Origin of the sequence: Bradyrhizobium sp. 215_C5_N1_1 (genome assembly GCF_052075935.1) — a bacterium.
GTDB classification, from domain to species: domain Bacteria; phylum Pseudomonadota; class Alphaproteobacteria; order Rhizobiales; family Xanthobacteraceae; genus Bradyrhizobium; species Bradyrhizobium barranii.
In genome coordinates, this window is sequence record NZ_CP197228.1 from 3,659,784 (window position 1) to 3,682,518 (window position 22,735).

Consider the following 22,735-nt stretch of genomic DNA (forward strand, 5'->3'; position numbering starts at 1 on the left):
TTCCTGCTTTCTCCGCGGTCATGCCGGCCGTCAGCATCGGTTGGTTTCATGGCGTCCAAGCCCCTCCCGCCCGACAAACAGAAACTCGCCACGGAAGAGGCGGCCGAGCTCGACGACAAGCTTGTCCCCGTCAAGGCGGACCTCGAAGACGACGAGGACGACGAAGACGAGGAGGATGACGAGCTGGAGCTCGACGACGACGATGAGGACGAGGAGCTCGTCGTCTTTACCGCGCGCGAGGCCGCAGGCGCGCTCGCGACCATCCTGGGTTTCGTCAAGCCGTTCCTGTCCAACTACAAGCGGATGCTGTCATTCGTGGCGTTCGGCGTCTGCGTCGAGACGCTGTTCAACGTCATCATGCCGCTCAGCCTGAAGTACCTGATCGACGACGCGCTCGGCGAGGAGGATTTCCAGGCGCTCTACAAGATCCTCGGCGTGCTCGCGGTCGCCGGCATCTTCACCTCGATCGTGGCGGTCTGGTACGAGCGCTGGGACGCCAGGCTGGCTGCCTGCATCATCTCCGATGTCCGCAAGCGCCTGTTCGAGCATGTCCAGGACCTGCCGGCGGCCTATTTCGGCCGCACCAAGCGCGGCGAGATACTGTCGCGCTTTTCCGTCGACCTTTCGGCCTTCGAGGGCTCGGTCAAGACCTTCGCCAACAGTGCGGCGCTGCCGTTCCTGGAATTGATCGCCGGCATCATCCTGATGTTGTTCCTGAACTGGCAGCTCGCCGCGGTCGCGCTGCTGGTGTTCCCGATCACGCTGATCGGGCCGCGCATCCTCACCCCGAAGGCGGTGCAGGCCAATTACGAGCAGAAGCAGAACGAGAGCGCGCTGCTCGGCATGGTGCAGGAGAACGTGGCCGCGCAGGCCGTGATCAAGGCGTTCAGCCTGCAACGCAAGATGTTCGGCTTCTTCAGCTTCCGCAACGACGAGACCCGCCGCAAGATCGCTTCGGCTGCGTTCCTGTCGACCATGGTGGAGCGGACGGTCACCATTTCGGTGCTGCTGCTGCACCTCGTCGTGCTCGCGATCGGCGCGTATCTGGCGACCAAGGGCCAGATCACCATCGGCACCTTCGTCACCTTCGAGAGCGCGTTCTGGGAGGTCTCCTACAACATCGCCCACGTGATGCACTTCATCCCGGTGTCGATCTCCTCGGCCGCCGCGATCCGCCACATGCAGGAGCTGCTGGACGAGCCGACGCGCGGCGCCGATCGTCCCGGCGCGCCCGATCTGCCGCGCATCACCAACGACATCACCTTCGACCACGTGACGTTCCAGTACGAAGGCAGCCAGACGCCGGTGCTGGACAATCTCAGCCTCAAGCTCAACGCCGGCAAGCGCATCGCCATCGTCGGCCCCTCGGGCTCCGGCAAGAGCACGCTGCTCAATTTGATCCTGCGGCTGTACGTGCCCAACGAGGGGCGCGTCGCCATCGACGGCGTCGACGTCCGCAAGGTGACACTGGATTCGCTGCGCCGGAGCATGGCGGTGGTGTTCCAGGAGAACATGCTGTTCAACATGTCGATTCGCGAGAACATCCGGCTCGGCAAGGAAGGCGCGACCGACGAGGAGGTGGAGGACGCTGCCAAGAAGGCCGAGATCCACCGCTACATCATGAGCCTGCCGCAGCGCTACGACACGCCGGTCGGCGAGCGCGGCGATACGCTGTCGGGCGGCCAGCGCCAGCGCATCGCGATTGCGCGCGCGGTCATCCGTAACCCTTCCGTGCTGCTGCTGGACGAAGCCACCTCGGCGCTCGACCAGACCACCGAGGCCGCGATCAACCGCACGCTGCTGAAGGTCGCGAAGGGGCGCACCATGATCTGGTCGACCCATCGCCTGACCTCCGTGGTCGAGATGGACGAGATCATCGTGATCTCAGGGGGCAGGGCGATCGAGCGCGGCTCGCATGCCGAGCTGCTCGCCAGGAACGGCACCTATCGCAAGCTGTGGAACGACCAGATCCACCAGCCGCATGGCGCTGTGGCTCAGGCCGATGACGACAGCGACGATGACGACGAGGATGAAGACGACCTCGACGAGGATGATGAGGACGAGGACGACGAGGAGGCGTGACCGAGGAAGTTCGGCTCCAGATGAATTGCTCCTCCGAGCGGCCGCATCAAGCCTTGAACTGACCAAGCGATGAAGCGCGCCCAGCGCTGCGCGGTCCAGTAGGGACTCGTCGCGGTCGAGACGGAGCGGAACTCGAACGCTTTCGCCGCCGACCATTCGTCGCAGGCCCGCTTGACCGGATCGGCGTAGAAGCCTGCGATCTTGTCCGTATCCATCCCGTCGGAGGTAAGCCACTCCGGGATATGGACGTTGCAGAGCCGCTCGACGTCGGTGAAGACCTTGTCACAGCCGGTGCCGGCGGCGGGGCAGGAGGTCGAGAACGCATCGCCCACCAGCACGAGGCCGGGCTGGCCGCTTGCGTCGTTCACATAGAGGTCGATCGGACGGATCTTGATCTCGCCGGCGATGTCGAAGGCGCCGGTGATGCGCTTGAGCCGGGGCAGGGCGGCGTTCAGCGTCTCGGCTGGCGCGCGGCGCAATTCGCGCAGCCATGGGTCGTCGAAGCCGCGATAGACGAACAGATTGGCGCGCATCCGCGGACCGGTCGGAAACAGTGTGATGTAGGGGATTCGGTCGCTCGGCCGTTCCGAGAAATAGGTCAGCGCCGGGAAGTCGAACGAATTCCGCCCCGCCGGCACCACGTCGAACCCGATCGAGATCGAATGGCAGGCGCTGATGACTTTTCGCGCGATGCCGAGCTGGTGGCGCAGGCCGACGTTCAGGCCATTGGCCAGCACGACCAGCCGGGCCGAGATCGTCTCCTCATTGGAGAGCGTGATCTTTTGCCGCTCCGGGCTCGTCGAGAGCGAGACCGCCTTTGCACAGATGCGCTCGACGCCAGCAGGGATCTCGTCGCGGACGGCGTTGACGAGCGAATCGTAGAGGATGTTGAACTGCCGACTCGGCGCCTTGTCGAGCAACCGGCCGAATCGAGCGATCCAGTTTTCGCCGGCAAAAGTCGCGCGGCGCAGCACCGATTCTCCGATTCCGGTCTTCAGGAATCGCTCGACCTGGACGTGACCACTGAGTTTTTCGACTCGAAAGTCCGCCGGATAGCTCTCATGCGGGTCGATCAGCACCGTCGAAATGCCGGCGCGGCCGAGCATTGCGGCGGCGGTCGAGCCGGACAATCCCCCGCCGATAATGGCAATGTCGGTGTAGCGCATGGTGCAAATCTCTGCCGCAGGCGGCAGATTGACGCATCAACAGGAAAAAAAGCCTTAGTAAGGGTTATAAAAGTACATTTAGCCCGGGTATAAATGGTTTTTGGGCTGGCGGAACAGGCGTCCGGTCCCCATATCCGGCAGGCGCGGAGAGTGCGGGTAAACAACGATTTCGTCAGGTGGCAGAAGCGTTTTCTGACTGTCGTTTCACCTTGACTTGGCCGACTCTCACTTATAGAAAGCGCCTCACTTAACGACAGGCGGTGAGCATCGCCAGCGTCGGAACGGGCCACCCGTTGATCTCCAGGGATCGGATCCTCAGGGATCGCTAAGACGGGCACCAACCTCGACGAATGCCGCTCAAACGCTGTCGATCATAGCTAGGCAATGCCAGTGCGATTTTAGGTCTCTTGAGCTCGTTCTCTTGAGATCGAATTCGGATGCATGACCTCGGTGCGCGGGCCGTAGCTTTATGCTGATTGGCCTGAAACTGCGGTCCTCTGTGGCGTCGTAACGCTTTCCGCTCGGTGATGGAGCGGTTGGCGCAATTTCGCTTTGTGCGGATTGTTCCGTGCGAGGCGACCTCGTCGGGCGGGTGGCCCGAAAAGAATTGCGGATCCGGCAACGGGCCGCGCCAAGACAGCGGACCCGGAAGGGGCCGCGGCAGAACAAAGGGTAAGGCCAGGATGCCGACGATCAACCAGCTGATCGCTCAACCGCGTGAAGTGCAGAAGTCGCGCAAGAAGGTGCCGGCGCTGCAGCAGTCGCCGCAGAAGCGTGGTGTTTGCACCCGCGTCTACACCACGACCCCGAAGAAGCCGAACTCGGCGCTTCGTAAGGTCGCCAAGGTGCGCCTGACGAACGGCTTCGAGGTGATCGGCTACATCCCCGGCGAAGGTCATAACCTCCAGGAGCACTCGGTGGTCATGATCCGCGGCGGCCGCGTCAAGGACTTGCCCGGCGTGCGCTACCACATCCTCCGCGGCGTTCTGGATACCCAGGGCGTCAAGAACCGTAAGCAGCGTCGTTCGAAGTACGGCGCGAAGCGTCCGAAGTAAGCGGGAACCAGCTCAATGTCTCGTCGCCACTCAGCGGAAAAGCGCGAAGTTCTTCCCGATCCGAAGTTCGGGAACATCATCGTCACGAAGTTCATGAACTCGGTGATGTACGCCGGCAAGAAGTCGGTCGCCGAAGGCATCGTCTACGGTGCGTTCGGCATCATCGAAGCCAAGACCAAGCAGAGCCCCCTCGGCGTGTTCGAGCAGGCACTCGAGAACGTCATGCCGACGATCGAAGTGCGCTCCCGCCGCGTCGGCGGCGCGACCTACCAGGTTCCGGTCGAAGTTCGTTCGGTGCGCCGTCAGGCGCTGGGCATTCGCTGGCTGATCTCGGCCGCGCGCGATCGCAACGAGAAGACGATGACCGAGCGGCTCTCGGCTGAGCTGCTCGACGCCTCGAACAACCGCGGCAACGCCGTCAAGAAGCGCGAAGACGTGCACCGGATGGCGGAAGCCAACCGCGCCTTCTCGCACTATCGCTGGTAACGGCGAAACACGGAATCTAAGGATCAACCCATGCCTCGCGTTCATGCCATAGAGAACTACCGCAATTTCGGTATCATGGCGCATATCGATGCCGGCAAGACCACGACCACCGAGCGCATCCTCTATTACACCGGCAAGAGCCACAAGATCGGCGAAGTGCACGAGGGTGCCGCGACGATGGACTGGATGGAGCAGGAGCAGGAGCGTGGCATCACGATCACCTCGGCTGCGACCACCGCGTTCTGGGCCGGCAAGCGCCTGAACATCATCGACACCCCCGGCCACGTCGACTTCACCATTGAAGTCGAGCGTTCGCTGCGCGTGCTCGACGGCGCCGTCTGCGTGCTCGACTCGAACCAGGGCGTCGAGCCCCAGACCGAGACCGTCTGGCGCCAGGGCGACAAGTACAAGGTTCCGCGCATCGTCTTCGCCAACAAGATGGACAAGACGGGTGCCGACTTCTTCAAGTGTCTGGCCGACATCGTTGACCGCCTCGGCGCCAAGCCGATCGCGATCCAGCTTCCGATCGGTGCCGAGAACAACTTCAAGGGTCTCGTCGACCTCGTGAAGATGCAGGGCATCATCTGGAACGACGAATCGCTCGGCGCGAAGTTCGACTATGTCGACATCCCGGAAGATATGGTCGAGCAGGCCAAGGAATACCGCGAGAAGATGGTGGAAGCCGCCGTCGAGCTCGACGATGACGCATTGGCCGCCTTCCTCGACGGCAACGAGCCGGACGAAGCGACGCTGAAGCGGCTGATCCGCAAGGCGGTGCTGACCGGCGCGTTCTATCCCGTGCTGTGCGGCTCGGCCTTCAAGAACAAGGGCGTGCAGCCGCTGCTCGACGCCGTCGTCGACTATCTGCCGTCGCCGATCGACGTGCCCGCGATCAAGGGCACCGACGACCGCGGCAACGAGGTCGTGCGCAAGGCCGACGACAAGGAGCCGCTCGCGCTGCTCGCGTTCAAGATCATGGACGACCCGTTCGTCGGCACCATCACCTTCTGCCGCATCTACTCCGGCGTCCTGCAGAGCGGCACCGGTGTCGTGAACTCGACGCGCGAGAAGAAGGAGCGCATCGGGCGCATGCTGCTGATGCATGCGAACAACCGCGAGGACATCAAGGAAGCCTATGCCGGCGACATCGTCGCGCTGGCCGGCCTGAAGGAAGCGCGCACCGGTGACACGCTGTGCGATCCCGACAAGCAGGTGATCCTGGAGAAGATGGAATTCCCCGAGCCGGTCATCGAGATCGCGATCGAGCCGAAGTCCAAGGCCGACCAGGAAAAGCTGGGCGTGGCGCTGGCGAAGCTCGCCGCGGAGGATCCGTCCTTCCGCGTGTCGACCGACCAGGAGTCCGGCCAGACCATCCTCAAGGGCATGGGCGAACTCCATCTCGACATCAAGGTCGACATCCTCAGGCGTACCTACAAGGTCGACGCCAACATCGGCGCGCCGCAGGTTGCGTTCCGTGAGCGCGTCACCAAGAAGGCCGAGGTCAAGTACACCCACAAGAAGCAGACCGGCGGTACCGGTCAGTTCGCGGAAGTGTCGATCGTGGTCGAGCCGAACGAGCCCGGCAAGGGCTACGAGTTCGAGTCCAAGATCGTCGGCGGTGCGGTTCCGAAGGAATACATCCCCGGCGTCGAAAAGGGCCTCAACAGCGTGATGAGCTCTGGTGTCGTCGCGGGCTTCCCCGTGGTCGACGTCAAGGTTCAGCTCGTCGACGGCAAGTACCACGACGTCGACTCGTCGGCGCTCGCCTTCGAAATCGCATCGCGCGCGGCATTCCGCGAAGCGCTGCAGAAGGGCAAGTCCGTCCTGCTCGAGCCGATCATGAAGGTCGAAGTGGTGACCCCGGAAGATTACACCGGCTCGGTCATCGGCGACCTGAATTCCCGGCGCGGTCAGATCCAGGGTCAGGACATGCGCGGCAACGCCAACGTCATCAACGCGATGGTGCCGCTCATGAACATGTTCGGGTACGTGAACAACCTGCGCTCGATGAGCCAGGGTCGCGCGACCTTCACCATGCAGTTCGACCACTACGCAGAAGCGCCGGCCAATGTGTCGGCAGAAGTCCAGAAGAAGTTTGCCTGATTGTCGTCGGTCTCGAACTGACGATTGAACGGAGAGTCAAATGGCCAAAGCAAAGTTTGAACGTAACAAACCGCACTGTAACATCGGCACCATCGGTCACGTCGACCATGGCAAGACGTCGTTGACGGCTGCGATCACCAAGATCCTCGCCGAGACCGGCGGTGCGACGTTCACGGCGTACGACCAGATCGACAAGGCGCCGGAAGAGAAGGCGCGCGGCATCACGATCTCGACCGCCCACGTCGAGTACGAGACCAAGAACCGCCACTACGCCCACGTCGACTGCCCCGGCCACGCCGACTACGTGAAGAACATGATCACCGGCGCCGCCCAGATGGACGGTGCGATCCTGGTCGTGTCGGCTGCTGACGGCCCGATGCCGCAGACCCGCGAGCACATCCTGCTCGCCCGCCAGGTCGGCGTGCCCGCGCTCGTCGTGTTCCTCAACAAGTGCGACATGGTCGACGATCCGGAACTCCTCGAGCTCGTCGAGCTCGAAGTCCGCGAGCTGCTCTCGAAGTACGACTTCCCGGGCGACAAGATCCCGATCATCAAGGGTTCGGCGCTCGCCGCTCTCGAAGATTCCGACAAGAAGCTCGGCCATGACGCCATCCTCGAGCTGATGAAGAATGTCGACGAGTACATTCCGCAGCCGGAGCGTCCGGTCGACCAGCCCTTCCTGATGCCGGTTGAAGACGTGTTCTCGATCTCGGGCCGCGGCACCGTCGTGACCGGCCGTGTCGAGCGCGGCATCGTCAAGGTCGGCGAGGAAATCGAGATCGTCGGTCTGCGCGCCACGCAGAAGACCACGGTCACGGGCGTCGAAATGTTCCGCAAGCTGCTCGATCAGGGCCAGGCCGGCGACAACATCGGTGCGCTGCTCCGCGGCACCAAGCGCGAGGACGTCGAGCGCGGCCAGGTGCTGTGCAAGCCGGGTTCGGTCAAGCCGCACACCAAGTTCAAGGCTGAGGCCTACATCCTCACCAAGGAAGAGGGCGGCCGCCACACCCCGTTCTTCACCAACTACCGTCCGCAGTTCTACTTCCGCACCACCGACGTGACCGGTGTCGTGCATCTGCCGGAAGGCACCGAGATGGTGATGCCGGGCGACAACATCGCGATGGAAGTGCACCTGATCGTGCCGATCGCGATGGAAGAGAAGCTCCGCTTCGCGATCCGCGAAGGTGGCCGCACCGTCGGCGCCGGCGTCGTCGCCTCGATCATCGAGTAATTACGAGAATAGGGATTGGCGCGTAGCGAGTGTGACATTCGCTATTCGCTATTCGCCACCCCCCACTAAAGAGAGACCACGGCAATGAACGGCCAAAACATTCGTATCCGTCTCAAGGCGTTCGACCATCGTATCCTCGATACGTCGACCCGCGAGATCGTGAACACGGCGAAGCGCACCGGCGCGCAGGTCCGCGGACCCATTCCGCTGCCCACCCGCATCGAGAAGTTCACCGTCAACCGTTCGCCGCACGTCGACAAGAAGAGCCGCGAGCAGTTCGAGATGCGCACTCACAAGCGCCTGCTCGACATCGTCGATCCGACCCCGCAGACCGTCGATGCTTTGATGAAGCTCGACCTGGCCGCCGGTGTCGACGTCGAGATCAAGCTCTAAGATTTTTGGATCACGTTCGCGACTAGCGGACAGAAAGAACAGGAAGCACGCCGATGCGCTCCGGAGTGATCGCACAAAAGGTCGGGATGACGCGGGTCTTTACAGAGGCCGGCGAACATATCCCCGTGACCGTGCTGAAGCTCGGCAATTGCCAGGTCGTAGGCCACCGCACTGAAGAGAAGAACGGTTACGTCGCGCTCCAGCTTGGTTCTGGCAGCCGCAAGACCGTGTACATGCCCAAGGCAGAGCGCGGCCAGTTCGCGGTCGCCAAGGTCGAGCCGAAGCGGCAGGTCGAGGAATTCCGCGTCTCCGCGGATGCCATGATCCCCGTTGGCGCCGAGATCCTTGCCGATCATTTCGTCGTCGGCCAGTTCGTCGACGTCACCGGCACCTCGGTCGGTAAGGGCTTCGCCGGCGGTATGAAGCGCTGGAACTTCGGCGGTCTGCGCGCCACCCACGGTGTGTCGGTCTCGCACCGCTCGATCGGTTCGACCGGTGGCCGTCAGGACCCCGGCAAGACCTGGAAGAACAAGAAGATGCCCGGCCACATGGGTGTCGACCGCATCACCACGCTCAACCTTCGAGTCGTTCAGCTCGATGTCGAGCGCGGCCTGATCCTCGTCGAAGGTGCCGTTCCCGGCTCCAAGGGCGGCTGGATCCGCGTGCGCGACGCTGTCAAGAAGCCGCTGCCGAAGGATGCTCCGAAGCCCGGCAAGTTCAAGGTTGCTGGCGAAGCGGACGCTGCTCCGGCTGCGCAGGAGGCGTGAGATGGAATTGAAGGTCACGACCCTCGAAGGTAAGGAAGCCGGCTCGGTCCAGCTTTCCGACGCCATTTTCGGCCTCGAGCCGCGCCAGGACATCATTGCGCGTTGCGTGCAGTGGCAGCTCAACAAGCGTCAGGCCGGCACTCACAAGGCCAAGGGCCGCGCCGAGATCTGGCGCACCGGCAAGAAGATGTACAAGCAGAAGGGCACCGGCGGTGCTCGTCACGGCTCGGCCCGCGTGCCGCAGTTCCGCGGCGGTGGCCGTGCCTTCGGTCCGGTGGTGCGTTCGCACGCCACCGACCTGCCGAAGAAGGTCCGCGCGCTTGCCCTCAAGCATGCGCTGTCGGCCAAGGCCAAGGACGGCGATCTGCTGGTGATTGACAAGGCCGCGCTGGAAGCCGCCAAGACCAAGGCTCTGCTCGGCCACTTCTCGGGCCTCGGCTTGACCAACGCGCTGATCATCGACGGCGCCGAGCTCAACAACGGCTTTGCCGCTGCGGCTCGCAATATCCCGAACATGGACGTGCTGCCGATCCAAGGCATCAACGTCTATGACATCCTGCGCCGTCAGAAGCTCGTTCTGACCAAGGCCGCCATCGATGCGCTGGAGGCGCGCTTCAAATGACGAAGAACATCGAGCCTCGCCACTACGACGTGATCTTGTCGCCGGTCGTGACCGAAAAGGCGACGATCGCCTCGGAGCACAACAAGGTCCTGTTCAAGGTGGCCGCGAAGGCGACCAAGCCGCAGATCAAGGAAGCGATCGAGAAGCTGTTCGACGTCAAGGTCAAGAGCGTCAACACGCTGGTCCGCAAGGGCAAGACCAAGATCTTCCGCGGCAATCTCGGCTCGCAGTCGAACAGCAAGCGCGCGATCGTGACCCTCGAAGAGGGCCACCGGATCGACGTGACCACCGGTCTGTAAGGTCGTACGACGATGGCACTGAAAAAATTCAATCCCACGACGCCGGGCCAGCGCCAGCTGGTCATGGTCGATCGTTCGGCCCTCTACAAGGGCAAGCCGGTCAAGGCGCTCACCGAAGGCAAGCACTCCTCGGGCGGCCGCAACAACACCGGTCGCATCACCGTGCGCTTCCGCGGCGGCGGTCACAAGCAGACGCTGCGCATCGTCGACTTCAAGCGCGACAAGGTCGATGCGCCCGCGACGGTCGAGCGGCTGGAATACGATCCGAACCGCACCGCGTTCATCGCGCTGGTCAAATACGAAGACGGCACCCAGGCCTATATCCTGGCGCCGCAGCGCCTTGCCGTCGGTGATTCCGTGGTTGCCGGCAACTATGTCGACGTGAAGCCGGGCAACGTCATGCCGCTCGGCAACATGCCGGTCGGCACGATCATCCATAACATCGAGGTCAAGATCGGGAAGGGCGGCCAGCTCGCTCGTTCCGCCGGCACCTACGCCCAGCTCGTCGGCCGCGACCACGACTACGTGATCATCCGCCTGAACTCGGGCGAGCAGCGCCTGGTGCACGGCCGTTGCCGCGGCACGATCGGCGCGGTGTCGAACCCGGATCACATGAACACCTCGATCGGCAAGGCCGGCCGCAACCGTTGGCTGGGCCGCAAGCCGCATAACCGCGGTGTCTCGATGAACCCGATCGACCATCCGCACGGCGGTGGTGAAGGTCGGACCTCGGGCGGTCGCCACCCGGTCACCCCGTGGGGCAAGCCGACCAAGGGCAAGAAGACCCGCAGCAACAAGTCGACCAACAAATTCATTCTCCTAAGCCGCCACAAGCGGAAGAAGTAAGGAACGCCGGACATGGTTCGTTCAGTCTGGAAAGGCCCGTTCGTCGAGGGTTCTCTGCTCAAGAAGGCAGATGCCGCCCGTGCGTCCGGCCGTCACGACGTCATCAAGATCTGGAGCCGTCGCTCGACGATCCTGCCGCAGTTCGTCGGCCTGACCTTCGGTGTCTACAACGGTCAGAAGCACGTACCGGTTGCCGTCAACGAGGAAATGGTCGGTCACAAGTTCGGCGAGTTCTCGCCGACCCGGACCTTCCATGGCCACTCCGGCGACAAGAAAGCCAAGAAGGCTTGAGGATTAAACGATGAGCAAACCTAAGCGCGAACGGAGCCTCGCCGAGAACGAGGCCAAGGCGGTCGCCCGGATGCTGCGGGTGAGCCCGCAGAAGCTCAACCTGGTCGCCCAGCTCATTCGCGGCCGGAAGGCAGCTGCTGCGCTCGCCGACCTGCAGTTTTCGCGCAAGCGGATCGCGGTTGACGTGAAGAAGTGCCTGGAATCGGCTATCGCCAATGCCGAGAACAACCACGACCTCGACGTCGACGATCTCGTCGTGGCGCAGGCCTTCGTCGGCAACGGCCTCGTGATGAAGCGCTTTGCCGCCCGCGGCCGTGGCCGCTCGGGCCGTGTCTACAAACCATTTTCGCAGCTGACGATCATTGTTCGTCAGGTCGAAGCCGAAGCAGCAGCGGCTTAAGGGTCGCAGGAGAAAACGATGGGTCAAAAGATCAATCCAATCGGTCTGCGTCTCGGCATCAACCGGACCTGGGATTCCCGCTGGTTCGCCGGCAAGCAGGAATACGGCAAGCTGCTGCACGAGGACGTCAAGATCCGCGAGATCCTGCACAAGGAGCTCAAGCAGGCGGCCGTCGCCCGCATCGTGATCGAGCGTCCGCACAAGAAGTGCCGCGTCACCATCCACTCGGCTCGTCCGGGCGTGGTGATCGGCAAGAAGGGCGCCGACATCGACAAGCTTCGCAAGAAGGTCGCGGACATCACCTCGTCCGACGTCGTCATCAACATCGTCGAGATCCGCAAGCCGGAGCTCGATGCGACGCTGGTGGCCGAGTCGATCGCGCAGCAGCTCGAGCGCCGCGTGGCGTTCCGCCGTGCCATGAAGCGCGCCGTGCAGTCGGCGATGCGTCTCGGCGCGGAAGGCATCCGCATCAACTGCTCGGGTCGCCTGGGCGGCGCGGAAATCGCGCGCATGGAGTGGTACCGCGAAGGTCGCGTGCCGCTGCACACGCTGCGCGCCGACATCGACTACGGCGTTGCGACCGCGTTCACGACCTTCGGCACCTGCGGTGTCAAGGTCTGGATCTTCAAGGGCGAGATCCTCGAGCACGATCCGATGGCCCAGGACAAGAGAATGGCCGAAGGCGAGACCGGCGGCGGTGGTGATCGCGGTGGCCGTGGGCGCCGTGACAACGCTGCGGCCTGACGCCAGCACAGAGAATTTGAGGGCTTGAAGCCATGATGCAACCTAAGAAAACGAAGTTCCGGAAGGCGCATAAGGGCCGTATCCACGGCGTTGCGTCTTCGGGTGCGACGTTGGCCTTCGGCCAGTTCGGCCTGAAGGCGACCGAGCCGGAGCGCGTTACCGCGCGCCAGATCGAAGCCGCTCGCCGCGCGCTGACCCGCCACATGAAGCGCGCCGGCCGCGTCTGGATCCGCGTGTTCCCCGACGTTCCGGTGTCGAAGAAGCCGGCCGAAGTCCGCATGGGCTCCGGCAAGGGTGCTCCGGAACTGTGGGTCGCGCGCGTCAAGCCCGGCCGGGTGCTGTTCGAGATCGACGGCGTCAACACCCAGACGGCGCGTGAAGCGCTGACCCTGGCGGCCGCCAAGCTGCCGATCAAGACGCGCTTCGTCGAGCGCATTGCGGAGTAATGGCCATGGCCCAGATGAAGATCGAAGACATCCGTGCATTGAGCCCTGATCAGCAGGATGACGCCATCCTGAATCTGAAGAAGGAGCGCTTCAACCTGCGCTTCCAGCGCGCCACCGGGCAGCTCGAGAACACCTCGCGCCTGCGCGAGGCTCGCCGTGACATCGCCCGCATCAAGACCGTCGCCGCGCAGAAGCGCGCGAAAGAGAAGTAAGGGGCTTACGAATATGCCGAAACGTACTTTGCAAGGCGTGGTCGTCAGCGACAAGACTGCCAAGACCGTTGTGGTGCGCGTCGATCGCCGCTTCACGCACCCGATCTACAAGAAGACGATCCGCCGTTCGAAGAACTACCACGCGCACGACGAGGACAACCAGTTCAAGCCGGGCGACATGGTGTGGATCGAGGAAACCAAGCCGATTTCGAAGTTGAAGCGCTGGATCGTGATCCGGGGCGAACACAAGAAAAGCGCCTGATCTGTTGGCTTTAGCCGACTGACTTCAGGAAAATGTTGAGCGCCGGCTGGGCTGGCGCAAGAGAGAAGAGGACGAGGTGCATCAATGATTCAGATGCAGACCAACCTCGACGTGGCCGACAATTCTGGCGCACGCCGTGTCATGTGTATCAAGGTGCTCGGAGGCTCCAAGCGCCGCTACGCCACGATCGGCGACATCATCGTCGTCTCGATCAAGGAAGCGATTCCGCGTGGCAAGGTGAAGAAGGGCGACGTGATGAAGGCCGTCGTGGTGCGCGTCCGCAAGGACATCCGCCGCGCCGACGGTTCGGTCATCCGCTTCGACCGCAACGCCGCCGTTCTGATCAACAACCAGTCCGAGCCGGTCGGCACCCGTATCTTCGGGCCCGTGCCGCGCGAGCTGCGCGCGAAGAACCACATGAAGATCATCTCGCTCGCGCCGGAGGTGCTGTGATGGCTGCGAAGATCCGCAAGGGCGACAAGGTCGTCGTGCTGACCGGTCGCGACAAGGGTCGCACCGGCGAAGTGTTCGAGGTTCGCCCGGACGCCGGCACGGCGCTGGTGCGCGGTATCAACATGGTCAAGCGTCATCAGAAGCAGACGCAGGCCCAGGAGGGCGGCATCATCTCGAAGGAGTCGCCGATCCAACTGTCCAACATCGCGTTCGTCGGCAAGGATGGAAAGCCGACCCGCGTCGGATTCAAGATTCTGGCGGACGGCAAGAAGGTCCGCATCGCCAAGAGCTCGGGAGCTGAGATCGATGGCTGAGGTCGCTTACACGCCGCGCCTGCGCGCGGAATATGACGCGAAGATCCGGACGGAAATGACCGAGAAGTTCGGTTATGAGAACGTCATGCAGGTTCCGCGTCTGGACAAGGTCGTGCTGAACATGGGCGTTGGCGACTCCGTCAACGACCGTAAGAAGGCCGAGAACGCCGCCGCTGAATTGACGCTGATCGCCGGCCAGAAGGCGATCGTGACCTATTCGCGTATCGCGATCGCGACCTTCAAGCTGCGTGAGAACCAGCCGATCGGCTGCAAGGTCACGCTGCGCAAGGCCCGCATGTACGAGTTCATCGATCGCCTGGTGACGGTCGCGCTGCCGCGCGTCCGCGACTTCCGCGGCCTGAACCCGAAGAGCTTCGACGGCCGCGGCAACTACTCGCTCGGCCTCAAGGAACACATCATTTTCCCCGAGATCGACTTCGACAAGGTCACGGAAGCCCGCGGTATGGACATCACCGTCTGCACCACGGCCAAGACCGACGACGAGGCGAGGGCCTTGTTGACCGCTTTCAATTTCCCGTTCCGGCAGTGAGACGCTGACCTAAAGCCTCTCAAACGCGGATACCCAGGAGCCAAGCATGGCAAAGAAGAGTTCAGTCGAGAAGAACAACCGGCGCAAGCGGATGGCGAAGAACGCCGCCCCGAAGCGCGAGCGGTTGAAGGCGATCATCGCCGACAAGACGCTGCCGATGGAGGAGCGGTTCGCCGCCACCCTGAAGCTTGCGGAAATGCCGCGCAACTCGTCGGCGACCCGCATCCGTCTGCGTTGCGAGCTGTCGGGCCGTTCGCGCTCGAACTACCGCAAGACCAAATTGTCTCGCATCGCGATGCGCGACCTTGGCTCCAAGGGCATGGTCCCGGGCCTCGTGAAGTCCAGCTGGTAAGGAGGGTCGTTTAGATGTCTACGCACGATCCAATCAGCGATCTGATCACCCGTATCCGCAACGCGCAGATGCGTTCGAAGTCCAAGGTCTCCACGCCTGGCTCGAAGATGCGCGAGAACGTGCTCGAGGTCCTCAAGACCGAAGGCTACATCCGCGGTTACGCCACGCTTGAGCATTCCTCGGGCCGCAGCGAGATCGAGATCGAGCTGAAGTATTTCGACGGCGAGCCCGTCATCCGCGAGATCGAACGAGTCTCCAAGCCCGGGCGTCGTGTTTACGCCTCGGTGAAGGCTCTGCCGCGGGTCAACAACGGGCTCGGCATTTCGGTGTTGTCGACGCCGAAGGGGATCATGGCCGACCACAGCGCGCGCGAAGCGAATGTGGGCGGCGAAGTTCTCTTCACGGTGTTCTGAGAAGGATTGTTGATCCATGTCACGTGTTGGCAAAAGGCCTGTGGCGGTTCCGTCGGGTGTGACCGCGACCGTCGACGGGCAGACCGTCAAGATGAAGGGGCCCAAGGGCCAGCTTCAGTTCGTCGTCCATAACGACGTCGAGGTGAAGCTCGAGAACGGCCAGGTCAAGGTGAACCCGCGGGTCGAGACCAACCGCGCGCGGGCGCTGTACGGTACTGCTCGCGCCCAGGTCGCGAATCTGGTCGAAGGCGTCACCAAGGGCTTCGAGAAGAAGCTCGAAATCACCGGCGTCGGTTACCGCGCCGCGATGCAGGGCAAGAACCTGCAGCTCGCGCTCGGTTACAGCCACGACGTGGTCTACGCGATCCCGGAAGGGATCACGATCACCGTGCCGAAGCCGACTGAGATCACGGTGACCGGCAGCGACATCCAGCGTGTCGGCCAGGTCGCCGCCGAGATTCGCTCCTATCGTCCGCCGGAGCCCTACAAGGGCAAGGGCGTGAAGTATGTTGGCGAATTCATCTTCCGCAAGGAAGGCAAGAAGAAGTAACGGAGCCGGTCATGTCCAAAGCCAAGGTTACCAATGCCCGGCGCAAGCGGAGTGTGCGGCTGAAGCTGCGCCGCTCCGGTGGCGGTCGTCCGCGTCTGTCGGTGTTTCGCTCGTCCAAGCACATCTACGCCCAGGTCATCGACGACCTGAAGGGCGAGACGCTGGCCTCTGCCTCGTCGCTCGAGAAGTCGATGCGCGACGGCGGCAAGACCGGCGCCGACATCGATGCGGCGAAGGCGGTCGGCAAGCTGCTGGCCGAGCGCGCCGCCGAGAAGGGCGTCAAGGAAGTCGTGTTCGATCGCGGCAGCTACCTCTACCACGGGCGCGTCAAGGCACTGGCCGACGCTGCGCGTGAGAGCGGGCTGAGCTTCTAACAGAATTTGAGGATTGAGGCGCAAGCCTCTGAAGGATTGGAAAAATGGCAGAACGCGAACAACGTGGTGGACGCGATCAACGCGGCGGCGGCGGACGTGAACGCCGGGAGGAGCGCGACAGCGAGTTCGTCGACAAGCTCGTCCACATCAATCGCGTGGCAAAGGTCGTCAAGGGCGGCAAGCGCTTCGGTTTCGCAGCGCTGGTCGTGATCGGCGACCAGAAGGGCCGCGCCGGCTTCGGTCACGGCAAGGCGCGCGAAGTGCCTGAGGCGATCCGCAAGGCGACTGAATCCGCCAAGCGCAACCTGACCCGCGTGTCGCTGCGCGAGGGCCGTACGCTGCATCACGACATCGCCGGCCGTCATGGCGCGGGCCGTGTCTACCTGCGTGCTGCTCCGGCCGGTACCGGCATCATCGCCGGCGGCCCGATGCGCGCCGTGTTCGAGACGCTCGGCGTCCAGGACGTGGTCGCGAAGTCGATCGGCTCGTCGAACCCCTACAACATGGTTCGCGCAACCTTCGACGCGCTGAAGCATCAGGATTCGCCGCGTTCGGTCGCAGCCCGCCGCAATATCAAGGTGTCCACCCTCCAGTCCCGCCGTATCGGCGGTGACGCCGAGGCGGCTGCCGACTAACGGAAGCTTTTCGGAGTAGACTCCCATGGCCAAGGCAGCAAAGACGATCAAGCTCGAGCAGACCGGCAGCGCGATCCGCCGCCATCACTCGCAGCGTTCGACGCTGATCGGACTCAAGCTCAACAAGATCGGCCGCACCAGCGAACTGCCGGACACCCCGGCGGTTCGTGGCATGATCGAGAAGGTTCACCATCTCGTTCGCATCGTCGACGAGAAGTAAGCAAAGGCGCAGGATCCCGAAAAGCGGGCACCCGTTTTCGGTGAAGATCATGCGCAAGAAACAAGGAGCAGGGCGATGAAGCTCAGCGATATCGCCGACAACGCCGGCTCGCGCAAGAAGCGTATGCGCGTCGGCCGTGGCATTGGTTCGGGCAAAGGCAAGCAGTCCGGCCGCGGTGGCAAGGGCCAGACCGCGCGTTCGGGCGTGCGCATCAAGGGTTTCGAAGGCGGCCAGATGCCGATGCATCGCCGTCTGCCCAAGCGCGGCTTCAACAACATCTTCCGCGTCGAGTTCGCCGAGATCAATCTCGACCGGCTCCAGGAAGCGGTCGATGCCAAGAAGATCGACGCCGGCAGCGTCGTGAACGTCGAGGCCCTGGTGAAGGGCGGCGTGCTGCGCCGCGCCAAGGCCGGCGTGCGGCTGCTCGGCCGCGGCGAGCTCAAGTCCAAGCTCAACATCGAAGTGCACGGCGCCACGAAGACCGCGATCGCCGCGGTCGAGAAGGCCGGCGGCTCGGTGAAGATCCTCGCCCCTGCCAAGGAAGAAGGCGAGGCGGCGTAACAACTGCGTCATTGGCCCGCGGCTCGCGGGCCTTTACGCGTGTGGGACGTGGACTTATCGAAGCCGAGCCCCAGATAATGTCCGGCGTCCGCTAGAGTAGCCCGGCCGCGGGCATGACGGCGCAATAGGCGGCGGGAGAAAGTCCAAGATGGCCTCTGCAGCGGAACAACTGGCAGCCAATCTCAATTTCGGTGCGTTTGCCAAGGCTGACGAACTGAAGAAGCGCATCTGGTTCACCTTGGGTGCGCTGCTCGTTTATCGGCTCGGGACCTATATCCCGCTGCCCGGCATCGATCCCAACATCTGGGAACAGGTGTTCCGCTCCCAGGCGGGCGGCATCCTCGGCATGTTCAACATGTTCGCCGGCGGCGGTATTCACCGCATGGCGATCTTCGCGCTGAACATCATGCCGTATATCTCGGCCTCGATCATCATCCAGCTCCTCACCACCGTCTCGCCGCAGCTCGAGGCGCTGAAGAAGGAAGGTGAGTCCGGCCGCAAGCTGCTGAACCAGTACACCCGCTATCTCACGGTGATCCTGGCCGCGTTCCAGTCCTACGGCATCGCGGTGGGCCTCGAGGGCGCCGGCAACGTCGTCAGCGACCCCGGCATGTTCTTCCGCCTGTCCACGGCGATCACGCTGACCGGTGGCACCATGTTCCTGATGTGGCTGGGTGAGCAGATCACCTCGCGCGGCATCGGCAACGGCATCTCGCTGATCATTCTCGCCGGCATCGTCGCCGAGCTGCCCGCGGCGCTCGCCAACATGCTCGAGCTCGGCCGTCAGGGCGCCATGTCGACCGGCCTGATTCTGGTCGTCATCATCATGGCGGTCGCCGTGATCGCCTTCATCGTGTTCATGGAGCGCGCGCAGCGCCGGCTGCTGATCCAGTATCCGAAGCGCCAGGTCGGCAACAAGATGTTCGAGGGCCAGTCCTCGCATCTGCCGCTCAAGCTCAACACCTCGGGCGTGATCCCGCCGATCTTCGCGTCCTCGCTGCTGCTGCTGCCGACCACGGTTGCCAACTTCAACGCCGGCAGCGGGCCGGAATGGTTCCAGTGGATCACGACCCAGCTCGGCCACGGCCGTCCGCTGTTCCTGATCATGTATCTCGCGCTGATCGTGTTCTTCGCGTTCTTCTACACCGCGATCGTGTTCAACCCGACCGAGACCGCGGACAATCTGAAGAAGCATGGCGGCTTCATTCCGGGCATCCGTCCGGGCGAGCGTACCGCGGAATATATCGACTACGTGCTGTCGCGCATCACCGTGCTCGGCGCTGTTTATCTGGCGATCGTCTGCTTGATCCCGGAAATCCTGATCTCCTACGCCTCGGTGCCGTTCTATTTCGGCGGCACCTCGCTGCTGATCGTCGTCAGCGTCACCATGGACACGGTGGCGCAGGTGCAGGGCTATCTGCTGGCGCATCAGTATGAGGGCTTGATCCGGAAGTCGAAGCTGCGCGGCCGCCGCCGCTAGGCGCGGCGTTCCCTGAGGGCGGCGCGACAGCGCCGCCGATTCGCCGCGCGAGCAACGCGCGGCGCCCGCCGAGGCGACCAGTCAGCTATTCCAAGACATCGGCAGAGCTGCTCTCCCTGCGACGCAATCACTGATTTCAAAGGCCTTCTTGGCGTCCTGGCATTTGCTCCCCTATGATATGGGTAGCGGTGCGACGCCGATTATGATTTGCACTGTCATTGGACTTCAAACACAGGTGCGCGACGTATCGCTCACCAATCCGGGGGGCGTACGCCGATGAGAATTATACTTCTGGGACCGCCGGGGTCGGGCAAGGGGACCCAGGCGCAACTGCTGGTGCAGCGCTATGGCATCGTCCAGCTCTCGACCGGAGAGATGCTGCGCGCGGCCGTTGCGGCGGGAACGCCGGTCGGGCTGAAGGCCAAGGAGATCATGGCCAGCGGCGGCCTCGTGCCCGACGAGATCGTGGTGGGAATTATCTCCGACCGCATCGACCAGCCGGACGCCAAGAACGGTTTCATCCTCGACGGCTTCCCGCGCACCGTGCCGCAGGCCGAGGCGCTGGATGAGCTGCTCAAGCAAAAGCATCTCAAGCTCGACGCCGTGGTCGAGCTCCGCGTCAACGAGAGCGCACTCCTGAGCCGCGTCGAGACCCGCGTCGCCCAGATGCGCGAGCGCGGGGAGGAGGTCAGGGTCGACGACACCCCGGAGGTCCTGACCAAGCGACTCGCCAGCTACCGCAGCCAGACGGAACCGCTGATTCACTACTATTCCGAGCGGCGGAAGCTCTCGACCATCGACGGCATGATGGCCATTGATGAGGTCACCCGCGCGATTCATCGTCAGCTCCTGGCCCTCGGGGCGGTCGAACCCAAGACGCACGGCAAGGCCCAAGCGCGCAGCGCGGCCAAGTCGACGCCCGCCAAGAAAGGTGCCAAGAAGGCCAAGGTAGCCAAAAAGCCGGCGAAAACGGCCAAAAAGGCTGCCAAATCCGCTAAAAAGGCCGCCAAGAAGGCCGCAAAGGGCACCAAGAAGGCGGCCAAGAAAGCGGCCAAGAAAACGGTCAAAAAGGCAGCCAAAACGACCGCCAAGAAGGCTGTCAAAAAAGGTGCCAAAAAGGCCGCAAAAAAGGTCACGAAAAAGCGAGCTAAGCGCTAGCAGCGGTTGACGAAAGCCCCCTGAATCCCCTAATAAGCCCCGCATCCAAGTCGGATAGTTTCAAACGATGCCGGGCCCCAGGAAGACCAGGGGTGGGCGTCGTGTTCGCGTTTGTGAACACCTGCCCGAGAAACCAAGCACTTAAAGCCTGATTCCTGACGAGGGATCGGCAACAGGAGAGAAGGCCGTGGCCCGTATTGCCGGCGTGAACATTCCGACCAACAAGCGCGTGCTGATCGCGCTCCAGTACATCCATGGCATCGGCCAGAAGATCGCTGGTGAGATCCTGGAGAAGGTGAAGATCCCCGAGGATCGTCGCGTCAACCAGCTCAGCGATGCCGAAGTGCTCCAGATCCGCGAAGTGATCGACCGCGACTATCTCGTCGAGGGCGACCTGCGTCGTGAGGTCGGCATCAACATCAAGCGTCTGATGGACCTCGGCTGCTATCGCGGCCTGCGTCATCGTCGTGGCCTGCCGGTGCGCGGTCAGCGTACCCACACCAATGCGCGTACGCGCAAGGGTCCGGCCAAGGCCATCGCCGGCAAGAAGAAGTAAGTTTTCGAATCCAATCGCGGCGTGTGGCGAAAGGGGAGACCCGTTCGCCACGCGCCTTTCGTTCCACAGGTGTAGCCGCTGGCATTACGGCGGCGTTTGAGATCTTCAGGAAAGGTACTCTATGGGCAAGGAAGCCACCCGCGTTCGTCGTCGTGAGCGCAAGAACATCGCCTCCGGCGTCGCGCACGTGAACTCGTCGTTCAACAACACGACCATCACCATCACCGACGCGCAGGGCAACACGATTGCCTGGTCCTCCGCCGGCACGATGGGCTTCAAGGGTTCGCGCAAGTCGACCCCGTATGCCGCGCAGGTTGCCGCCGAGGACGTGTCGAAGAAGGCGCAGGAGCATGGCATGCGCACGCTGGAAGTCGAAGTCGCTGGTCCCGGTTCGGGCCGCGAGTCGGCGCTCCGTGCGCTTCAGGCTGCGGGCTTCACCGTCACCTCGATCCGCGACGTGACCACGATCCCGCACAACGGTTGCCGCCCCCGCAAGCGTCGGCGCGTTTGATACCAAGTTGCGGGCGCATTGGTCGCCCGCAATGACTTTTTGCAAAGCCGCGCGAATGATCCGCGGCCTTTCTCCAACGCCAGTGTCTGCACTAGCAGTTTGACTGGCCTGTATGGGTGAAACAGTGACGATCCAGAAAAATTGGCAAGAACTGATTCGGCCGAACAAGCTCCAGATCCAGCCCGGCAGCGATTCGACCCGTTTCGCGACCATCGTTGCCGAACCGCTCGAGCGCGGCTTCGGCCAGACGCTCGGCAACGCGCTGCGCCGTATCCTGCTCTCCTCGCTCCAGGGCGCGGCGGTGCAGTCGGTGCACATCGACGGCGTGCTGCACGAGTTCTCCTCGATCGCGGGCGTCCGTGAAGACGTCACCGACATCGTGCTCAACATCAAGGACATCTCGATCAAGATGCAGGGCGAAGGCCCCAAGCGCATGGTCGTGAAGAAGCAGGGCCCGGGCGTCGTCACCGCCGGCGACATCCAGACCGTGGGCGACGTGGTCGTGCTCAACCCGGACCTCCAGATCTGCACGCTCGACGAGGGCGCCGAGATCCGCATGGAGTTCACGGTCGCCACCGGCAAGGGCTACGTGCCCGCCGAGCGCAACCGTCCCGAGGACGCGCCGATCGGACTGATCCCGGTCGACAGCCTGTACTCGCCGGTCCGCAAGGTCTCCTACAAGGTCGAGAACACCCGTGAGGGCCAGATCCTCGACTACGACAAGCTGACCATGACGATCGAGACCAACGGCGCGCTGACGCCGGATGACTCGGTGGCTTATGCCGCCCGCATCCTGCAGGATCAGCTCAACGTGTTCGTCAACTTCGAAGAGCCGCGCAAGGAAGTCGCCCAGGAGATCATCCCGGACCTCGCCTTCAACCCGGCCTTCCTCAAGAAGGTGGACGAGCTCGAGCTGTCGGTGCGTTCGGCCAACTGCTTGAAGAACGACAACATCGTCTACATCGGCGACCTCGTGCAGAAGAGCGAAGCGGAAATGCTCCGCACCCCGAACTTCGGCCGCAAGTCGCTGAACGAGATCAAGGAAGTGCTGGCCCAGATGGGTCTGCATCTCGGCATGGAAGTGCCGGGCTGGCCGCCGGAGAACATCGACGAGCTCGCCAAGCGCTTCGAGGATCACTACTGATCCGACTTCATCGTCGTGGCCGGAGATATCCGGCCACGATTTTAATGGGCGAACGCAGG

Annotated in this window: 32 protein-coding genes; 31 read left to right on the forward strand and 1 reads right to left on the reverse strand. The window is 63.1% G+C overall.

Annotated features, from left to right (window positions below):
* The first annotated feature begins 48 nt into the window (after positions 1-48).
* Positions 49-2,082 carry an ABC transporter ATP-binding protein gene (locus AB7G19_RS17460; RefSeq protein ID WP_283016854.1) on the forward strand — a complete coding sequence of 678 codons (2,034 nt, stop codon included), beginning with the start codon at positions 49-51 and terminating at the stop codon, positions 2,080-2,082.
* Here the strand turns inward: AB7G19_RS17460 and AB7G19_RS17465 are convergent.
* Positions 1,995-3,248, reverse strand: a complete 1,254-nt coding sequence (locus tag AB7G19_RS17465; protein WP_283016853.1) for an FAD-dependent oxidoreductase — start codon at positions 3,246-3,248, stop codon at positions 1,995-1,997. The genes AB7G19_RS17460 and AB7G19_RS17465 overlap by 88 nt on opposite strands.
* A 683-nt stretch (positions 3,249-3,931) precedes the next feature.
* Here AB7G19_RS17465 and rpsL point away from each other — a divergent pair.
* The 30 genes from rpsL to AB7G19_RS17615 all read left to right on the forward strand — a co-directional run bounded on the left by rpsL (position 3,932) and on the right by AB7G19_RS17615 (position 22,676).
* A complete protein-coding gene (rpsL, locus tag AB7G19_RS17470; protein ID WP_007603006.1) occupies positions 3,932-4,303 on the forward strand; it encodes a 30S ribosomal protein S12 in 372 nt (123 codons plus the stop codon).
* 15 nt (positions 4,304-4,318) lie between these two features.
* Positions 4,319-4,789 (forward strand): 30S ribosomal protein S7, encoded by a 471-nt coding sequence (rpsG, locus tag AB7G19_RS17475; RefSeq protein ID WP_063982575.1) that lies wholly within the window; start codon positions 4,319-4,321, stop codon positions 4,787-4,789.
* Positions 4,790-4,819: 30 nt separating this feature from the next.
* Positions 4,820-6,892, forward strand: a complete 2,073-nt coding sequence (fusA, locus tag AB7G19_RS17480) for an elongation factor G (protein WP_071912837.1) — start codon at positions 4,820-4,822, stop codon at positions 6,890-6,892.
* A 40-nt stretch (positions 6,893-6,932) separates the two neighbouring features.
* Complete coding sequence (tuf, locus tag AB7G19_RS17485) at positions 6,933-8,123, forward strand: elongation factor Tu (protein ID WP_063982577.1); 1,191 nt, start codon at positions 6,933-6,935, stop codon at positions 8,121-8,123.
* An 84-nt stretch (positions 8,124-8,207) separates the two neighbouring features.
* Entirely contained in the window at positions 8,208-8,516 is a 309-nt protein-coding gene (rpsJ, locus tag AB7G19_RS17490; protein ID WP_002712302.1) for a 30S ribosomal protein S10, read from the forward strand.
* Positions 8,517-8,569: 53 nt separating this feature from the next.
* Positions 8,570-9,283, forward strand: a complete 714-nt coding sequence (gene rplC, locus AB7G19_RS17495) for a 50S ribosomal protein L3 (protein WP_063982578.1) — start codon at positions 8,570-8,572, stop codon at positions 9,281-9,283.
* A gap of 1 nt (position 9,284) precedes the next feature.
* The gene (rplD, locus tag AB7G19_RS17500) at positions 9,285-9,905 is read left to right on the forward strand and encodes a 50S ribosomal protein L4 (RefSeq protein ID WP_011088150.1); all 621 of its coding nucleotides are present in this window, start codon (positions 9,285-9,287) and stop codon (positions 9,903-9,905) included.
* Positions 9,902-10,204 (forward strand): 50S ribosomal protein L23, encoded by a 303-nt coding sequence (locus AB7G19_RS17505; RefSeq protein ID WP_007603019.1) that lies wholly within the window; start codon positions 9,902-9,904, stop codon positions 10,202-10,204. The genes rplD and AB7G19_RS17505 overlap by 4 nt, the downstream gene beginning before the upstream one ends.
* Positions 10,205-10,216: 12 nt before the next feature.
* Positions 10,217-11,050: a 50S ribosomal protein L2 gene (gene rplB, locus AB7G19_RS17510; protein ID WP_028152985.1), complete on the forward strand. Its 834-nt coding sequence runs from the start codon at positions 10,217-10,219 to the stop codon at positions 11,048-11,050.
* A 12-nt stretch (positions 11,051-11,062) separates the two neighbouring features.
* Entirely contained in the window at positions 11,063-11,341 is a 279-nt protein-coding gene (rpsS, locus tag AB7G19_RS17515; RefSeq protein WP_008136357.1) for a 30S ribosomal protein S19, read from the forward strand.
* 10 nt (positions 11,342-11,351) lie between these two features.
* Complete coding sequence (gene rplV / locus AB7G19_RS17520; RefSeq protein ID WP_011088147.1) at positions 11,352-11,741, forward strand: 50S ribosomal protein L22; 390 nt, start codon at positions 11,352-11,354, stop codon at positions 11,739-11,741.
* An 18-nt stretch (positions 11,742-11,759) separates the two neighbouring features.
* Entirely contained in the window at positions 11,760-12,485 is a 726-nt protein-coding gene (gene rpsC / locus AB7G19_RS17525) for a 30S ribosomal protein S3 (RefSeq protein ID WP_063982580.1), read from the forward strand.
* A 32-nt stretch (positions 12,486-12,517) separates the two neighbouring features.
* Entirely contained in the window at positions 12,518-12,931 is a 414-nt protein-coding gene (gene rplP / locus AB7G19_RS17530; protein ID WP_063982581.1) for a 50S ribosomal protein L16, read from the forward strand.
* A gap of 5 nt (positions 12,932-12,936) precedes the next feature.
* Positions 12,937-13,143: a 50S ribosomal protein L29 gene (gene rpmC, locus AB7G19_RS17535; RefSeq protein WP_063986292.1), complete on the forward strand. Its 207-nt coding sequence runs from the start codon at positions 12,937-12,939 to the stop codon at positions 13,141-13,143.
* 13 nt (positions 13,144-13,156) lie between these two features.
* Positions 13,157-13,405 carry a 30S ribosomal protein S17 gene (gene rpsQ / locus AB7G19_RS17540; protein WP_063982582.1) on the forward strand — a complete coding sequence of 83 codons (249 nt, stop codon included), beginning with the start codon at positions 13,157-13,159 and terminating at the stop codon, positions 13,403-13,405.
* A gap of 84 nt (positions 13,406-13,489) precedes the next feature.
* Entirely contained in the window at positions 13,490-13,858 is a 369-nt protein-coding gene (gene rplN, locus AB7G19_RS17545) for a 50S ribosomal protein L14 (RefSeq protein WP_007603030.1), read from the forward strand.
* A complete protein-coding gene (gene rplX, locus AB7G19_RS17550; RefSeq protein WP_063982583.1) occupies positions 13,858-14,172 on the forward strand; it encodes a 50S ribosomal protein L24 in 315 nt (104 codons plus the stop codon). Before rplN ends, rplX begins: the two co-directional genes overlap by 1 nt.
* On the forward strand, positions 14,165-14,722 hold the full coding sequence (gene rplE / locus AB7G19_RS17555; RefSeq protein ID WP_063982584.1) for a 50S ribosomal protein L5: 558 nt from the start codon (positions 14,165-14,167) through the stop codon (positions 14,720-14,722). The genes rplX and rplE overlap by 8 nt, the downstream gene beginning before the upstream one ends.
* Before the next feature lie 46 nt (positions 14,723-14,768).
* On the forward strand, positions 14,769-15,074 hold the full coding sequence (gene rpsN, locus AB7G19_RS17560) for a 30S ribosomal protein S14 (RefSeq protein ID WP_063982585.1): 306 nt from the start codon (positions 14,769-14,771) through the stop codon (positions 15,072-15,074).
* 14 nt (positions 15,075-15,088) lie between these two features.
* On the forward strand, positions 15,089-15,487 hold the full coding sequence (rpsH, locus tag AB7G19_RS17565) for a 30S ribosomal protein S8 (protein ID WP_008136338.1): 399 nt from the start codon (positions 15,089-15,091) through the stop codon (positions 15,485-15,487).
* A 16-nt stretch (positions 15,488-15,503) separates the two neighbouring features.
* Positions 15,504-16,037 (forward strand): 50S ribosomal protein L6, encoded by a 534-nt coding sequence (rplF, locus tag AB7G19_RS17570; protein ID WP_063982587.1) that lies wholly within the window; start codon positions 15,504-15,506, stop codon positions 16,035-16,037.
* 11 nt (positions 16,038-16,048) lie between these two features.
* Complete coding sequence (gene rplR / locus AB7G19_RS17575) at positions 16,049-16,411, forward strand: 50S ribosomal protein L18 (protein WP_007603036.1); 363 nt, start codon at positions 16,049-16,051, stop codon at positions 16,409-16,411.
* Between the two features lie 44 nt (positions 16,412-16,455).
* Positions 16,456-17,046 (forward strand): 30S ribosomal protein S5, encoded by a 591-nt coding sequence (gene rpsE, locus AB7G19_RS17580; RefSeq protein WP_028152981.1) that lies wholly within the window; start codon positions 16,456-16,458, stop codon positions 17,044-17,046.
* Between the two features lie 25 nt (positions 17,047-17,071).
* On the forward strand, positions 17,072-17,266 hold the full coding sequence (gene rpmD / locus AB7G19_RS17585; protein WP_011088137.1) for a 50S ribosomal protein L30: 195 nt from the start codon (positions 17,072-17,074) through the stop codon (positions 17,264-17,266).
* Between the two features lie 75 nt (positions 17,267-17,341).
* Positions 17,342-17,827 (forward strand): 50S ribosomal protein L15, encoded by a 486-nt coding sequence (gene rplO, locus AB7G19_RS17590; protein ID WP_014494508.1) that lies wholly within the window; start codon positions 17,342-17,344, stop codon positions 17,825-17,827.
* 148 nt (positions 17,828-17,975) lie between these two features.
* Complete coding sequence (gene secY / locus AB7G19_RS17595; RefSeq protein ID WP_071912844.1) at positions 17,976-19,307, forward strand: preprotein translocase subunit SecY; 1,332 nt, start codon at positions 17,976-17,978, stop codon at positions 19,305-19,307.
* 276 nt (positions 19,308-19,583) lie between these two features.
* The gene (locus tag AB7G19_RS17600; RefSeq protein ID WP_441267997.1) at positions 19,584-20,465 is read left to right on the forward strand and encodes an adenylate kinase; all 882 of its coding nucleotides are present in this window, start codon (positions 19,584-19,586) and stop codon (positions 20,463-20,465) included.
* 187 nt (positions 20,466-20,652) lie between these two features.
* Positions 20,653-21,021: a 30S ribosomal protein S13 gene (gene rpsM / locus AB7G19_RS17605; protein ID WP_014494511.1), complete on the forward strand. Its 369-nt coding sequence runs from the start codon at positions 20,653-20,655 to the stop codon at positions 21,019-21,021.
* Between the two features lie 121 nt (positions 21,022-21,142).
* On the forward strand, positions 21,143-21,532 hold the full coding sequence (rpsK, locus tag AB7G19_RS17610; RefSeq protein WP_007603045.1) for a 30S ribosomal protein S11: 390 nt from the start codon (positions 21,143-21,145) through the stop codon (positions 21,530-21,532).
* 112 nt (positions 21,533-21,644) lie between these two features.
* Entirely contained in the window at positions 21,645-22,676 is a 1,032-nt protein-coding gene (locus AB7G19_RS17615; RefSeq protein WP_038942308.1) for a DNA-directed RNA polymerase subunit alpha, read from the forward strand.
* The last annotated feature ends 59 nt before the right edge of the window (positions 22,677-22,735 follow it).

Excerpts from the sequence above, each read along its gene's own strand:
- AB7G19_RS17505 (WP_007603019.1), top strand. The coding sequence starts at position 9,902 with ATGACGAAGAACATCGAGCCTCGCCACTACGACGTGATCTTGTCGCCG.
- AB7G19_RS17600 (WP_441267997.1), top strand. The coding sequence starts at position 19,584 with ATGAGAATTATACTTCTGGGACCGCCGGGGTCGGGCAAGGGGACCCAG.
- AB7G19_RS17460 (WP_283016854.1), top strand. The coding sequence starts at position 49 with ATGGCGTCCAAGCCCCTCCCGCCCGACAAACAGAAACTCGCCACGGAA.
- rpsS (WP_008136357.1), top strand. The coding sequence starts at position 11,063 with ATGGTTCGTTCAGTCTGGAAAGGCCCGTTCGTCGAGGGTTCTCTGCTC.
- rpsH (WP_008136338.1), top strand. The coding sequence starts at position 15,089 with ATGTCTACGCACGATCCAATCAGCGATCTGATCACCCGTATCCGCAAC.
- rplC (WP_063982578.1), top strand. The coding sequence starts at position 8,570 with ATGCGCTCCGGAGTGATCGCACAAAAGGTCGGGATGACGCGGGTCTTT.
- tuf (WP_063982577.1), top strand. The coding sequence starts at position 6,933 with ATGGCCAAAGCAAAGTTTGAACGTAACAAACCGCACTGTAACATCGGC.
- rplF (WP_063982587.1), top strand. The coding sequence starts at position 15,504 with ATGTCACGTGTTGGCAAAAGGCCTGTGGCGGTTCCGTCGGGTGTGACC.
- secY (WP_071912844.1), top strand. The coding sequence starts at position 17,976 with ATGGCCTCTGCAGCGGAACAACTGGCAGCCAATCTCAATTTCGGTGCG.
- rpsJ (WP_002712302.1), top strand. The coding sequence starts at position 8,208 with ATGAACGGCCAAAACATTCGTATCCGTCTCAAGGCGTTCGACCATCGT.
- rpsN (WP_063982585.1), top strand. The coding sequence starts at position 14,769 with ATGGCAAAGAAGAGTTCAGTCGAGAAGAACAACCGGCGCAAGCGGATG.
- rplR (WP_007603036.1), top strand. The coding sequence starts at position 16,049 with ATGTCCAAAGCCAAGGTTACCAATGCCCGGCGCAAGCGGAGTGTGCGG.
- rpsL (WP_007603006.1), top strand. The coding sequence starts at position 3,932 with ATGCCGACGATCAACCAGCTGATCGCTCAACCGCGTGAAGTGCAGAAG.
- fusA (WP_071912837.1), top strand. The coding sequence starts at position 4,820 with ATGCCTCGCGTTCATGCCATAGAGAACTACCGCAATTTCGGTATCATG.
- rplO (WP_014494508.1), top strand. The coding sequence starts at position 17,342 with ATGAAGCTCAGCGATATCGCCGACAACGCCGGCTCGCGCAAGAAGCGT.
- rpmC (WP_063986292.1), top strand. The coding sequence starts at position 12,937 with ATGGCCCAGATGAAGATCGAAGACATCCGTGCATTGAGCCCTGATCAG.
- rpsG (WP_063982575.1), top strand. The coding sequence starts at position 4,319 with ATGTCTCGTCGCCACTCAGCGGAAAAGCGCGAAGTTCTTCCCGATCCG.
- AB7G19_RS17465 (WP_283016853.1), bottom strand. The coding sequence starts at position 3,248 with ATGCGCTACACCGACATTGCCATTATCGGCGGGGGATTGTCCGGCTCG.
- rplB (WP_028152985.1), top strand. The coding sequence starts at position 10,217 with ATGGCACTGAAAAAATTCAATCCCACGACGCCGGGCCAGCGCCAGCTG.
- rpsK (WP_007603045.1), top strand. The coding sequence starts at position 21,143 with ATGGGCAAGGAAGCCACCCGCGTTCGTCGTCGTGAGCGCAAGAACATC.
- rpmD (WP_011088137.1), top strand. The coding sequence starts at position 17,072 with ATGGCCAAGGCAGCAAAGACGATCAAGCTCGAGCAGACCGGCAGCGCG.
- rplD (WP_011088150.1), top strand. The coding sequence starts at position 9,285 with ATGGAATTGAAGGTCACGACCCTCGAAGGTAAGGAAGCCGGCTCGGTC.
- rpsC (WP_063982580.1), top strand. The coding sequence starts at position 11,760 with ATGGGTCAAAAGATCAATCCAATCGGTCTGCGTCTCGGCATCAACCGG.
- rplN (WP_007603030.1), top strand. The coding sequence starts at position 13,490 with ATGATTCAGATGCAGACCAACCTCGACGTGGCCGACAATTCTGGCGCA.
- rplV (WP_011088147.1), top strand. The coding sequence starts at position 11,352 with ATGAGCAAACCTAAGCGCGAACGGAGCCTCGCCGAGAACGAGGCCAAG.
- rpsQ (WP_063982582.1), top strand. The coding sequence starts at position 13,157 with ATGCCGAAACGTACTTTGCAAGGCGTGGTCGTCAGCGACAAGACTGCC.
- rpsE (WP_028152981.1), top strand. The coding sequence starts at position 16,456 with ATGGCAGAACGCGAACAACGTGGTGGACGCGATCAACGCGGCGGCGGC.
- rplX (WP_063982583.1), top strand. The coding sequence starts at position 13,858 with ATGGCTGCGAAGATCCGCAAGGGCGACAAGGTCGTCGTGCTGACCGGT.
- rplP (WP_063982581.1), top strand. The coding sequence starts at position 12,518 with ATGATGCAACCTAAGAAAACGAAGTTCCGGAAGGCGCATAAGGGCCGT.
- AB7G19_RS17615 (WP_038942308.1), top strand. The coding sequence starts at position 21,645 with ATGGGTGAAACAGTGACGATCCAGAAAAATTGGCAAGAACTGATTCGG.
- rplE (WP_063982584.1), top strand. The coding sequence starts at position 14,165 with ATGGCTGAGGTCGCTTACACGCCGCGCCTGCGCGCGGAATATGACGCG.